We start from the raw sequence: 11,967 nt of genomic DNA, 5'->3' as shown, positions 1-11,967 counted from the left end.
CGCAGCGCCGCCAGCGCCTGTGGGACAACCAGCGTTATTTCGTCGAGCGCATGGCGCCACTGGGCTACCAGATCCTGTCCACGGCCACCCCCATCGTGCCGGTGCTGATCGGCGACGCGGCCCAGTGCCAGCGCCATGCCCAGGCATTGCGTAAGGAGGGTATCCACGTCGATGCGATCCAGTTCCCGGCCGCGCCGCTGGGCCAGGCCCGCTTGCGCTTCATGATGAATGCCGGCCATACCCGGGAGCAGATCGACCACGCGGTGGCCGTGATGGCGCGCCTGGCCGGACGGGTCTGACACGGCCGTCAGAGCTTAAGTCCATGACATTATTTTTTGAATAAAATACATGACAAAAATCAATGTATTATGGTAATCTTCGTCACGGTGACTTAAGTGCAACTTAAGTTCCATATTATTAATACGGTGGGCGGAGCAGACGCGCCTCACTTTTGAACAGTAGGGAATACATGAAAAAGCAAATTCGCGCTCTGGCGATGACCATGGCCACTGTGGCCGCCGTGACCCTGGCGCCCGTGGCCCAGGCCGCTGTCATTGATATCAGCTCCGCACCGAGCGCCATCGCGCTGGCGCCGAATGGCAGCGCCCACTTCGGTGACAAGTTCAAGAACAACCTGAAGGACGATACCTTCGGCGACAAGTTCACTTTCTCCACCACGGGCAGCACCAAGCTGGACCTGATCCTGACCTCGACCAGCACCAGCGCCCTGAACGGCTTGAATATCACCGGTTTCAGCCTGTACAAGGCCAACGGCACCCTGGCCGCGGCTGGCTCCATGGTGCAGACCGGCGCCACCGACAAGTGGACGCTGAGCGATGCCAACCTGGCCGCCGGTTCCTACTTCGTCAAAGTGAGCGGCAACGTGGTCTCCAACGCCGGTGGCGCGTTCGCCGCCAACGGCACCATCAGCGCCGTACCGGAACCGGAAGGCTACGCCATGCTGTTCGTTGGCCTGGGCCTGATCGGCCTGGTCAAACAGCGCCGTAAATCCGCGACCTTCGCCTGATATCGCCGCACCGCCCGCGTGCCCGCGTCCCCGCGGCGCGGGTGGACAGCATCCGTATTCCACCTCAACTTCTGGTGACATTTATGAAAAACATCACTCAACGCTTGCTGGCGACCGTCGTCCTGGCCACTTCCTGCATCGCCGCGCACGCCGCCACCGACCTGAGCCAGGTACCCGTCGACATCACGCAAGACCTGGTCGATTACTCCAGCTCCGATTTCGGCCACACCTTCGCGCTGGGCCTGGGCCAGCAAGCCGGTTCGCTCAACAACTTCTTCGCCGACAAATACACGTTCGCCATCTCGGGCGTCAACGACGTGGTGGGCCTGATCACGTCGCTCAAAGCGTCGGCCAACGATGGCCTGACCATCACCGGCTTCGACCTGCGCAACAGCGGCGGCATCGTGTTCCACGGCACCCAGGACGTGACCAACTACCTGCCTGGCGACCAGGCATGGAGCTTCGCCTCGGGCCTGCACCCGCTGGCGGCCGGTAACTACACGCTGGAAGTGGACGGCTACGTGGCCTCGGCCAATGGCGGCAGCTACAGCGGCAACATCGCCGTGGCGGCAGCCGTGCCGGAACCAGAAACCTACGGCATGCTGCTGGCCGGCCTGGGCCTGCTGGGTGTGCTCGCGCGCCGCCGTAAGCAAGCGCAGTAATCCACCGCTTTTCCTCATGCCGCCGCGCGCTCCCGTGCGCGGCGCATCCCGTCCGCCCGCGCGCCGTGTCCCGGCCCGCGGGCGGCGGTGTTTTGACGCCCGCCGTGACTTGCCGTTTGCTCAAGAAATTGTAGGGGAATTGCCGAATTGTGCGCGAAAACAGTGTAGACTGCGCGCCATACCGGCCACGGCCACGACCAACGATGGCGTGCGCACGGTGACAAAACAACGTACATCGATAAGTGGAGATATGACTTGAGCCTTTTCCGAACCAAGAATCTGGATCACATGGTGGCGCAAGGACGCGCCGAAGGCGGTCTGAAGAAAGTACTGGGCCCGATCGATCTGGTCCTGATGGGGATCGGTGCCATCGTCGGCACCGGCATTTTTGTGTTGACGGGCACCGGCGCGCTGACGGCCGGTCCGGCGTTGACGCTGTCGTTCGTCATCGCGGCGCTGGCCTGCGGCTTCGCGGCCTTGTGCTACGCAGAATTCGCCTCCACCGTGCCGGTGGCTGGCTCGATCTACACCTACAGCTACGCCACCATGGGCGAGCTGGTGGCGTGGATGATAGGCTGGGATTTGATGCTGGAATACGGTTTGGCCACGTCGGCCGTGTCGGTGGGCTGGTCCGGCTACTTCCAGTCGCTGATCGGCGGCTTCGGCCTGCATCTGCCCGCTGAGCTGACGGCGGCCCCCGGCGCCGTGCCCGGCGTGCACACTGTCATCAACCTGCCCGCGTTCCTGATCATGATGTTCCTGACGGCCATGCTGTCGTGGGGCGCGCGTGAATCGGCGCGCATGAACAGCATCATGGTGGCCATCAAGATCGCCGTGGTGCTGCTGTTCATTGCCGTGGGTGCGCGCCATGTGGAGCCGGCCAACTGGCATCCGTTCATGCCGTTCGGCATGAGTGGCACCATGAGCGCGGCGGCGCTGGTGTTCTTCGCCTTCATCGGCTTTGACGCCGTGACGTCTGCGGCCGAGGAAGTCAAGCGTCCCGAGCGCGATCTGCCGATCGGCATCATCGGTTCGCTGGCCGTGTGCACCGTGCTGTATGTGGTGGTGTCGGCCATCATGACGGGCATCGTGCCGTTCCAGAAGTTCGCCGGCATCGACCATCCCGTGTCGCTGGCGCTGCAGTACGCCAATGAGAACTGGGTGGCCGGTTTCGTCGACCTGGGCGCCATTTTGGGCATGACCACCGTGATCCTGGTGATGAGCTACGGCCAGACCCGGGTGGTGTTCGCCATGTCGCGCGACGGCCTGCTGCCGGCCCGCCTGTCGAAGGTGCATCCGAAATTCGGCACGCCGTTCTTCGCCACCTGGATGGTGGGCATCGTCTTCGGCCTGATCGCCGCCGTGGTGCCGCTGGACGTGCTGGCCGAGCTGATCAACATCGGTACGCTGGCCGCGTTCTGCCTGGTGTCGGTGGCGGTGGTGGTGCTGCGCAAGAAGCGTCCTGACCTGCACCGCGCGTTCCGCTGCCCGGGCGTGCCCGTGGTACCGGCGCTGGCCGTGCTGTTCTGCGTGGCCCTGATGACGTTCCTGAGCCGTACCACGTGGATCGCCTTCACCATCTGGCTGCTGATCGGCCTGGTGGTGTACTTCGGTTATTCGCGCCGCAACGCGGTGCTGCATCCCAAGCAGACGTAAATAACAGCCGGGGCGCTTGCGCAACGGGGTCAGTTCCTGCGCAACGGGGTCAGTTCCGGCATCGCGCCATTTGGCACGATGCCGGAACTGACCCCGCTTTTTTGACGGGTTACGCTTTACTTTACCGCAGGTCTTCGCTGATCTGCGCCAGCACTTGCTTGAGCTTGCTTTCCTGCTCCGGCGCCAGCTTGGTGAACATGCAGCCCAGATGGACTTGTTCTCCCAGCAGGAAGGACCGGAACGGGCGCGTGTAGCGCACTTCCAGTTCCGCCACCTCGACCGTCTCATCGCCAAGTTCCAGCACCACGTCGTGCACCTTGCGGCCCTTGATCAAGCCCTTGGCGTTGAGCTTGCTGCAATGCAGGCTGATGCCGCCCAGCGACAGGTCGAAAATGGGCAACTCGTAGTTGTGGGTGTTGTTGAGCAGGGTGATCACGAACGAGGCCATGCAGGTGGCGCCCAGCGGCACTTCCACGCGCTCCGTGGCGCGCCGGTTCAACACCGCGCAGGTTTCCGGAAACACCATCGGAATGTGCTGCGGCTGGCCAGGCAGCGCCTTCCAGTCCTTGCTGGACAGGCGGAACTGCAGCTTGGCCGAACGCAGGCAAGTGACGAACGTCACCTTGCCCGGCTCCAGGGTCATCCCTTCGTTCAATTCCATCACGAAGTGCGGCTGTTCCGGATCGACGGACAGGATGCGCCCTAGCACCGCTTCGCGCCTGCCGGGCACGTAGATGGTGATCGCGTCGCCACTTTCGGCCAGCTGGGTCAGCGTATCGCCGATCTCGTCCTCGGTCGTCAGTTCGTACGCGTTGGCATTGGCCGGGATCTGGCTGATCGCGTCTTGAGGCCGGGGCGGTCCTTTGCGTATCGGGGCCGGGTGGAGTTCAGTAAGTGACATAATGTGATGAGTGAAATGTTAGACATGGTTTGAGTCTGTACATGAGTTCATCATAGTCCGCATTTTTCTACACGGCAATATATTTCGGATTATGGGAAGAGAATGCTAGTCACTCCTTGATCGAGAGCAATGGTGTGACGATCTGTTCCAGCCGCTGCCTGGTCCAGGCTGGTGCACTGTCCTGCCAGCCATTGTCGGCCAAGCGCCCGTCGCGTCCAATGACGAAGCTGACCGGCACGCGCCAGATGCGGCCATAGTCGCCGGCCCAGGCGCTGCCCAGCAGTCCGACGGGAAAACTGAGCTTGGCCGCCATGGCCCGCACCTCGGCCAGCGCATCGGGACCATCCAGGCTGAAGGCCAGCACCTTCAGGCCTTGCCGCGCATGGGCCGCGGCATATTCCGACAGCAGGGGAAGCTCATCGTGGCAGGGGCCACACCAGGTGGCCCAGAACGTGACGATGACGACGCTGCCCGCCAGCTCGCCGGTGGCGATCTGGCCGCCATCGAGCGTGTGCAGCGTAATCGGTGGCGCCGGCTTGCCCAGCGCCAGGTTGGCCGCGCTGGCTGGCGCGGGCAGGTGGGCGGCCGCCAACGCGGCCAGCAACAGCAGGATGGCGCGTCGCCGTGCCGTCTTCGGCGCGCGGTGGCTAGAAGGCATAGCTGGCCCCGACGGAGGCGGTCCAGCGCGGGAACAACTGATAGCCTGCCAGCTTGCTATACACGGGCAGTTGCACGAAACCGTACAGTTGCATATTCTTCAGCACGCTCATGGTCAGGCCTGGACTCAGGTAGACGGCCGTGCCCGCCGTGTTGCCAGTATCGGCGAGCGCGCCCTGATCGCGGTTCCTGCGGCTCAGGTTCAGTTGCAGTTGGGGCGTGATGTCTGGCCGCGCCTGGTAGCGCAGGCCGACACTGACGGTGGCTTGATTGCCGGGGCGGAAGTCTTCGCCAGGCTGGTTCAGCTTCTGCTGTGCGGCCGCCTGGAATTGGCCATTGACGAAGGCGTCGAAATTCTGGCTGACGGCCTGGTAATAATAGGCCCCGACGATCAGGTCGGTGCTGCCCGTGCCAGCCTGCAAGCTGGTGTCGAGCAGGTTGTCGGGCGAGGCATTGTTCGACAAGGGGCCGCTGGAAAACGCAGCCGGATGGCGGCCAACGATGCCGCTGCCGTCGGCGCTGGCGCCGCCGTAATGTCCGGTGGGCAGCTTGATACCGGCCTGTAAGCCCAGGTTATGGGTGGGCAGCAGGCCCTGGTAGTTGAGCAGCAGCTTGACGTCGCCGATGCCGTGGACCGTCGCCCCGCTGATCTGATCCGGCGTGACGGGATTGGTGGCCGAGGCATAGGTGGTGTGGCCGCGGTCAACGTAGGGCAGCGTCAGCCTGAAGCTCCAGACGGCGTTCGGGGCGTAGGTCAGTCCCAGCGTGGTGATGCGATTGATGGTGCCGCGCTCCACTTCCTGGTCGCCGCCCGCGTCGTTGATCGCCGCCACTTGTGCCGTGGGCACCGAGTGCGTGCCGGTGCGCAGCTGGTTCTGGTGCAGGAAGCTGTAGTCGAGCGAGGCATACCAACCCGCATTGGCCGTATAGCCGGTGGCGGCGTCCGTCGACAAGGTGCAGCCGCAGGTGGCGCAGGCCAGCGCGGACGCGGACGGCAAGGCGATCAGGGTGGCGATGATGAGGCGTTTCATGTTCCATCCAATTCTTTGATATTTTGAAAATGCGCGCCAGCTTGATGTCAGGTGGCATGGGGTCGCTCAAACACCGCCATGGTCGCGCATTTGCCAAGCATCATTCATTGATATAGATCAAATTGAACGGATTCATCAATGCTGGTGGTGGCCGCCTTTCTTCACCTCCAGCGGGGGCGTTTCCGGCGTGGTGGCCATGTGCCCGGTGCCGGGCGCTTGCGGCGCGGTGGGCAGCGTGCCGGCATCGCCCTGGTACTCGTAGGCCAGGGTGCCGGCCGGATGGCGATACCAGCCCGGGTCGCGGTAGTCATGCCGCGCCAGCCCCTTGCGCACCTTGACGGTGGTGAACATGCCGCCCATGCCGATGGCGCCGAACGGGCCGTCGCCCGTCATCATGGGCAGCGTATTCTCGGGCAGGGGCATGGGCATGGCGGCCATGTCGGCCATGCCCTTGTCGCCCATGGCCATGTAGTCCGGCACCAGCCGGTTGATCTTCGCCAGCACCTCGCCCTGGTCCACGCCCGTCATGGTGGGCACGTCGTGGCCCATGGCGTTCATGGTGTGGTGCGATTTGTGGCAGTGGAAGGCCCAGTCGCCGGGATCGGTGGCGTCGAATTCGATGGCGCGCATCTGGCCCACGGCGATATCGGTAGTCACTTCCGGCCAGCGCGCCGTGGGCGGCACCCAGCCGCCGTCGGTGCCGGTGACAGTGAATTCGTGGCCGTGCATGTGGATCGGGTGGTTGGTCATGGTCAGGTTGCCGACCCGGATCCGGACCCGGTCGCCCTGCGCCACCACCATCGGGTCCACGCCCGGGAAGGCGCGGCTGTTGACGGTCCACAGGTTGAAGTCGAGCATGGTATTGACCTTGGGCGTGGCGCTGCCCGGTTCGATGTCGTAGGCGTTGAGCAGCATGCAGAAGTCACGCTCCACGGCCATGAAGCGCGGGTCTTTGGGGTGGGTGATCCACAGGCCCATCATGCCCATCGCCATCTGCATCATTTCGTCCGCGTGGGGGTGGTACATGAAGGTGCCGGCGCGGCGCGCGACGAATTCATACACATAGGTCTTGCCGGGCGGGATGCCGGGCTGGGTCAGGCCCGTCACGCCATCCATGCCGTTGGGCAGGCGCTGGCCGTGCCAGTGCATGCTGGTGTGCTCGGGCAGCTTGTTGGTGACGAAGATGCGCACCCGGTCGCCTTCCACCACTTCGATGGTGGGGCCCGGCGACTGGCCGTTGTAGCCCCACAGGCGGGCCTTCATGCCGGGCGCGATCTCGCGCACCACCGGTTCGGCCACCAGGTGGAATTCCTTGACGCCGGCCTTCATCCGCCATGGCAAGGTCCAGCCGTTGAGGGTGACCACCGGGTTGTAGGGACGGCCGTTGGGCGGTGCCAGTGGCGCCTGGGTGGCGGCGCTGTCCATGCTGGCCGCTTCCGGCAAGGCGGCCGCGCCCACCCGGCTCACCATGGCCGTGCTGACGGCGGCGGCGCCCGCGCCGCGGAAGAAATCTCTGCGTGTAACCATTGCTATTGTCCTTGTTCAGTGTTGTCGTTGGCGCTCAGCGGCTGGCGCGCGGGCTGTCGCCGTCCGCGGCGCCCGTCATGGCCGCCTGCAGGGCCGCATCGGCCAGCCAGAAATTGCGCTGCGCTTCGATCGCCGCATTCACGCTCAGCACCTGCTCGCGCGCGTCGGCCAGCAGTTCGAACACGCTGGTGAGCATGCCGTTGTAGCGCAACAGCTGTTCGTCGGCGATGCGCTTGCGCAGCGGGACGATCTGGTCGCGATAATGGCGGGCCAGCGTGTAGGCGTTGCGATAGGCCGCATGGCTTTCGCGCACTTGCGAGCGGGCCTCGATGGCGCCTTGCGCGGCGCGGTGCAGCGCCTGCGTGTAGACCGCCTCCGCGCGGGCCACGCGCGCGCCGCCCCAGTCGAACAGGGGCAACTGCCATTCGATTTCCACGCCCCGCGTATGGCCGCCGTCGGCGCCTGTGTTGCGCTGGTAGCCCACGTCGAGCACGTTGATGAAGCGGGTGGTGCGGGTCAGGCCCAGCGAGGCGGCCAGGCCGGCCAGCTCTTTTTGCGCCATCAGGATATCGACCCGGTTGGCCAGCGCCCGGGCTTCCGCGTCGCCCAGTTCGCGTGGCGCGGCGGGCAGCTCGGGCAGGCGTTCGGGCAGCTCGAACGTGGCATCCTGGCCGGACAGGCCCAGCAGCCGCACCAGTTGCTCGCGCGCCGCCACTTCCGCCTGGCGCGCCGCCGTCAGCTGGGCCACGGCGTCGGCCAGGAACAGCTGCTCGCGGGCTTGCCGCAACTGGCTCCAGTTGCCGGCCGCCGCCATCCGTTGCGCCAGCTCCGCGCCCGCTTCGGCGGCGCCGTTGACCTGTTCCAGATAGCTGACCGATTGGCGCGCGGCGACGGCGCCGTAGAAGGCGCGCCGGGTCTGGTCGGCGATGCGCAGCACGTCGCCGGCCACCGCCAGTTGGGTTTGTTCGAAGCGGCGCCGTTCGATACCGCTGGCGGTGGGCATGGTGAGCATGCCCATCACCGGCAGCATCAGCTTGCGTTCAAGGTCCAGGCCCCGGCCATCGGTCAGGCGGGAGAAGGTGAGGGTGGGATTGGGCAGGCGGCCAGCCTGCACCAGGTCCGCTTCGGCGATGCCCAGTTCCGCGTAGCTGGCCTGCAGCTTGCGGTTGTTGAGCAGGGCGATGGCGACGGCGTTGTCGGCGCTCAAAGGCGTGGCGAGCAGGGCGGCGACGCGCTGCGCGGCGGCGCCATCCTGGGCGGCGCCCATGCGCGTCAGCGCCTGGCCCGTGGCCGCTTGGGTGATGGCTTGGACGGCATCGAGCCCGCCGTCAGGCGAGAAGGCGGCGCAGCCGGTCAACGCCAGCGCCAGCGCGGCGCACGCGCCGGCGCGCAGGGTGGTGGAACGATACATGGTGACTCCAGATACGTGTGCGCGGACCACCATCGGGTCCGCGTGGCGTGGATGCAGCGGGCATGGCGCAACGTCAGCTGGTGTGCTGGCCGCCGCCCGCCGCGCGCGGATTCAGGCGAGGCGGGTGTGAGGCGGCCGTTCGAGTCCGCCGGGGATATGCGCGGTCACGTGCCGCACGCGATAAGCGATGGCTTCGGAGCCGACCGGCCACACGTCCGCCAGCGCGAGGGCTGGGAGCGCGATGGCGGCGCCCACGCAGCACGCCGCGCAGTTGCCGCACTTGGCCTGGTGCGCACCGGCGCCGCAATGGGCATGGTGCGTCTGCGTCTGCGTCTGCATGGCGCAATGGCCAGGGGGCGTGAGTTGTTGCGATGCGGCGGCGTGATGACAGGGCGCAGCCATCCGGGCTGGCGCCTTCTCGTCTTGCATGGTGTTGGCCATGAACGTGGACGCGGCCGCGTATCCCTGCAACGGGAGCGCGGCCAGCAACAGCCAAAGCAGCAGTGACTTAACGAGGTTCATGGTGCGGCGAGTGTAGCACAGGCGCGCGGCGTGCGTGTGCCACCCCGGCGGCGCCATGCCGCGCGCATTGTGGCGCCAGGCATGGCGACGCGCATGAAAAAACGGCACCGCCATGCTTGCGCACGGGGTGCCGCTTTCCTTTGCCTCAGACGAGCTTTAGAACTTGACCCACAGGCGGCCGAAGTAGGACGCGCCGTTCAGGCCGAACTGCACGCTGTCGTACTTGAAGCCGTTGTCGGTTTCGTTCGGATCCTGGGCGGTTGGTTTGACGTTGAAGATGTTGGTGCCGCCGAAGGTGAACTTGGTGTTCTTGTTGATGGTGTAGGTGAACGCCAGGTCGGCCGAGGTCTTGGCTTCGTAATGCGCATTCGGCACACCGGCGGCGGTGCCGTCGAAGGTACCCAGCGTCTGCGGGCCGAAGTGGATCACTTTCAGGTCCGTCTCCAGCGCGCCGGCCACGTAGTCGAAGCCCAGCGTGAACTTGGAACGGGGACCGCCCTGCTCGATGAACAGGCGCTCGCGCTCGGACAGCAGCACGTCCTCATAGCCTTTGAGCGAGGCGGGGGCGTGGATGCCCGTCACTTCGGTCTTGCTGAAGTTGGCCGCCAGGTAGGTGGTCATCTTGTTGGGGCCGAAGCTGGTCTTGTGGGAAGCCGTCAGATCCAGGCCGCTGGTCTTGGTGTCGACCGAGTTGACGAAGAACTGGGCCTGGCCCACGCCCAGCGTGGACAGCTTGGCTGCCAGCTCAGGGTAGTTGTCAGCGTCGAAGCGGCCCGACAGCACGATGCGGTCCTTGATCTTGATCTGGTACAGGTCGGCCGTCACGGAAGCGTTGTGGCTAGGCGTCCAGGTGGTGCCCAGCGTGAAGCTGGTGGACTTCTCTTCCTTCAGCTTGGGGATGCCGGCCAGGTTGGCCACCGGGCCGCCGTTGGGCGCCAACACCACGTCGGTCGGCACGCCGGCCACGAAGTCGGTGAAGGTGGACGAGAAGTACTTCTGCTGCAGCGATGGGGCGCGGAAGCCGGTCGAGGCCGAACCGCGCAGCAGCACGTTGTCGGCGGCGCGCACGCTGCCGGCCAGCTTGCCGGTGACGGTGGAGCCGAAGTCGCTGTAGTTTTCGTAACGGACGGCGGCCTGGGTCTTGACGATCGGATTCAGGTCCAGTTCGATGTCCACATAACCGGCCGAGCTGTGGCGCTTGGCGTTGGTGCGGTCACCCTGTTGGAAGCCGGGGAAGCCCTGGCTGCCGGCGTTGCCGCCGAAGCCCACGCCGTCGGCGTCGATGTAGGAACCGGGTTCGCCGGCGAAGATTTTATAGGTCTCGCTGCGGTACTCGGCGCCGAAGGCCACGTTCAGGCCGCTCATCACGGTGTCGTAGAAACGGGTGAAGTCGACGTTGCTGGTCAGTTGCTGGAACGAGAAGCCGCCGGCCTGGAAGTTGTCCGGGCTGATGCCTTTGCCGCCGGCCAGCAGATCCTTGTTGGCGATGGATGCGTTCAGCGTGTGGCTGATATCGTACATCATCTTGTTGTAGCCGTAGGTCTGCGAGAAGTCGGCGTTCCATTCGCCGATCTGGCCGCGGTGGCCGATGATGGCGTACTGGTCGTCGATCTTGCCGTTGATGAAGGGCACGAAGCCGTTCGGGTACATGGCCGCCGAGTTGCGCGATGGGATATCGTCCGTGCCCACGCCGCCACGGGCCCAGGCGGCGCTGGAAGCGTCACGGGTCTGGGCGCCGGCCGTGAAGTACAGCTTGCCGGCCGGGGTGGCCAGGTCGCCATTCACGTACAGGGTCTGGTTCTGGGCCTTGGTGTCGCCGATGATGCGCGGATTACCCGGCTCGGCGCGGTTGGAGCGGCCACGGTCCAGGAATTCGCCTGTGATGCCGATTGCGCCTTTTTCGCCCAGGGCCACGCCGCAGTAAGCGGAAGCCAGGTAGTTCTTGCCGTCGCCTACCGAGTACTGGCTGTAGCCGGCCACCGCTTCGCAGCCGAGGCTCTTTTTCAGGCCGATGTCCATCACGCCGGCGATAGCGTCCGAGCCGTACTGGGCGGCGGCGCCGTCGCGCAGCACCTGCACGTCCTTGATGGCCAGCATGGGGATGGAATTCATGTCGGTGCCCGTGTTGCCGCGGTTGCGCGCGCCGAACAGGTTGACCAGGGCCGTCGTGTGGCGGCGCTTGCCATTCACCAGCACCAGGGTCTGGTCCGAACCGAGGCCGCGCAGGGCGGCCGAGTCCACCAGGTCGGCGCCGTCGGCGCCGGTCTGGCGGGTCGAGTTGAACGAGGGGGAGATATTGGTCAGGGTCTGGGCCAGGTCGAACTGGCCGCCCGATTCAGCCGCCTTGTTCATGGGGATCACGTCGACCGGCACGGCGGTGTCGGTGGCGGAACTGGCGGCGCGGCGCGAGCCGACCACGTTCACGGTCTGGATGGCGTCGTCCTTGCTGGCGGCGGGGGCGGTCTGGGCCTGGGCGGCCGGACTGAGGCCGGCCAGGGCCGCACCGCCGTACAGACTGAACAGGACCGCGCGGCGCAAGAGGGTGGGGGTAAGCATGGTGTCTCCGTATTGTT

Annotated in this window: 11 protein-coding genes; 4 read left to right on the top strand and 7 right to left on the bottom strand. The window is 65.5% G+C overall.

The window, feature by feature from the left end; all coding sequences use genetic code 11:
• From H3H39_RS11115 to bcaP, 4 genes are all read left to right on the top strand, one after another.
• On the top strand, nucleotides 1-299 hold a 299-nt coding region (locus H3H39_RS11115; RefSeq protein WP_182153422.1), incomplete at its 5' end, for an aminotransferase class I/II-fold pyridoxal phosphate-dependent enzyme.
• 170 nt (nucleotides 300-469) lie between these two features.
• Nucleotides 470-1,027, top strand: a complete 558-nt coding sequence (locus H3H39_RS11110) for an FxDxF family PEP-CTERM protein (protein WP_229217974.1) — start codon at nucleotides 470-472, stop codon at nucleotides 1,025-1,027.
• An 83-nt stretch (nucleotides 1,028-1,110) separates the two neighbouring features.
• Nucleotides 1,111-1,689: an FxDxF family PEP-CTERM protein gene (locus H3H39_RS11105; protein WP_182153421.1), complete on the top strand. Its 579-nt coding sequence runs from the start codon at nucleotides 1,111-1,113 to the stop codon at nucleotides 1,687-1,689.
• A 255-nt stretch (nucleotides 1,690-1,944) separates the two neighbouring features.
• Nucleotides 1,945-3,345, top strand: a complete 1,401-nt coding sequence (gene bcaP / locus H3H39_RS11100; protein WP_311196894.1) for a branched-chain amino acid transporter BcaP — start codon at nucleotides 1,945-1,947, stop codon at nucleotides 3,343-3,345.
• Between the two features lie 121 nt (nucleotides 3,346-3,466).
• Here the strand turns inward: bcaP and H3H39_RS11095 are convergent, their stop codons facing one another.
• From H3H39_RS11095 to H3H39_RS11065, 7 genes are all read right to left on the bottom strand, one after another.
• Nucleotides 3,467-4,246 (bottom strand): flagellar brake protein, encoded by a 780-nt coding sequence (locus H3H39_RS11095; protein ID WP_229217973.1) that lies wholly within the window; start codon nucleotides 4,244-4,246, stop codon nucleotides 3,467-3,469.
• Nucleotides 4,247-4,355: 109 nt separating this feature from the next.
• Nucleotides 4,356-4,904 (bottom strand): TlpA disulfide reductase family protein, encoded by a 549-nt coding sequence (locus H3H39_RS11090; RefSeq protein WP_182153420.1) that lies wholly within the window; start codon nucleotides 4,902-4,904, stop codon nucleotides 4,356-4,358.
• Complete coding sequence (locus H3H39_RS11085; protein WP_182153419.1) at nucleotides 4,894-5,934, bottom strand: transporter; 1,041 nt, start codon at nucleotides 5,932-5,934, stop codon at nucleotides 4,894-4,896. Before H3H39_RS11085 ends, H3H39_RS11090 begins: the two co-directional genes overlap by 11 nt.
• Nucleotides 5,935-6,069: 135 nt before the next feature.
• A complete protein-coding gene (locus tag H3H39_RS11080; protein WP_182153418.1) occupies nucleotides 6,070-7,461 on the bottom strand; it encodes a multicopper oxidase family protein in 1,392 nt (463 codons plus the stop codon).
• Between the two features lie 34 nt (nucleotides 7,462-7,495).
• Nucleotides 7,496-8,872: a TolC family protein gene (locus H3H39_RS11075; RefSeq protein WP_182153417.1), complete on the bottom strand. Its 1,377-nt coding sequence runs from the start codon at nucleotides 8,870-8,872 to the stop codon at nucleotides 7,496-7,498.
• Nucleotides 8,873-8,983: 111 nt separating this feature from the next.
• Nucleotides 8,984-9,508 (bottom strand): hypothetical protein, encoded by a 525-nt coding sequence (locus H3H39_RS11070; RefSeq protein ID WP_182153416.1) that lies wholly within the window; start codon nucleotides 9,506-9,508, stop codon nucleotides 8,984-8,986.
• 42 nt (nucleotides 9,509-9,550) lie between these two features.
• Nucleotides 9,551-11,950: a TonB-dependent receptor plug domain-containing protein gene (locus tag H3H39_RS11065; RefSeq protein ID WP_182153415.1), complete on the bottom strand. Its 2,400-nt coding sequence runs from the start codon at nucleotides 11,948-11,950 to the stop codon at nucleotides 9,551-9,553.
• Between the last annotated feature and the right edge of the window lie 17 nt (nucleotides 11,951-11,967).

This window comes from Rugamonas apoptosis (genome assembly GCF_014042355.1).
GTDB classification, from domain to species: Bacteria; Pseudomonadota; Gammaproteobacteria; order Burkholderiales; family Burkholderiaceae_D; genus Rugamonas; species Rugamonas apoptosis.
Note: the sequence above shows the minus strand (reverse complement) of the source record. Positions and strands in the feature narration are given on the sequence as shown.

Coding starts and splice junctions, on each gene's coding strand:
- H3H39_RS11110 (WP_229217974.1), top strand. CDS start 470: ATGAAAAAGCAAATTCGCGCTCTGGCGATGACCATGGCCACTGTGGCC.
- H3H39_RS11080 (WP_182153418.1), bottom strand. CDS start 7,461: ATGGTTACACGCAGAGATTTCTTCCGCGGCGCGGGCGCCGCCGCCGTC.
- H3H39_RS11090 (WP_182153420.1), bottom strand. CDS start 4,904: ATGCCTTCTAGCCACCGCGCGCCGAAGACGGCACGGCGACGCGCCATC.
- H3H39_RS11085 (WP_182153419.1), bottom strand. CDS start 5,934: ATGAAACGCCTCATCATCGCCACCCTGATCGCCTTGCCGTCCGCGTCC.
- H3H39_RS11105 (WP_182153421.1), top strand. CDS start 1,111: ATGAAAAACATCACTCAACGCTTGCTGGCGACCGTCGTCCTGGCCACT.
- H3H39_RS11070 (WP_182153416.1), bottom strand. CDS start 9,508: ATGGCGGTGCCGTTTTTTCATGCGCGTCGCCATGCCTGGCGCCACAAT.
- H3H39_RS11095 (WP_229217973.1), bottom strand. CDS start 4,246: ATGTCACTTACTGAACTCCACCCGGCCCCGATACGCAAAGGACCGCCC.
- H3H39_RS11065 (WP_182153415.1), bottom strand. CDS start 11,950: ATGCTTACCCCCACCCTCTTGCGCCGCGCGGTCCTGTTCAGTCTGTAC.
- H3H39_RS11075 (WP_182153417.1), bottom strand. CDS start 8,872: ATGTATCGTTCCACCACCCTGCGCGCCGGCGCGTGCGCCGCGCTGGCG.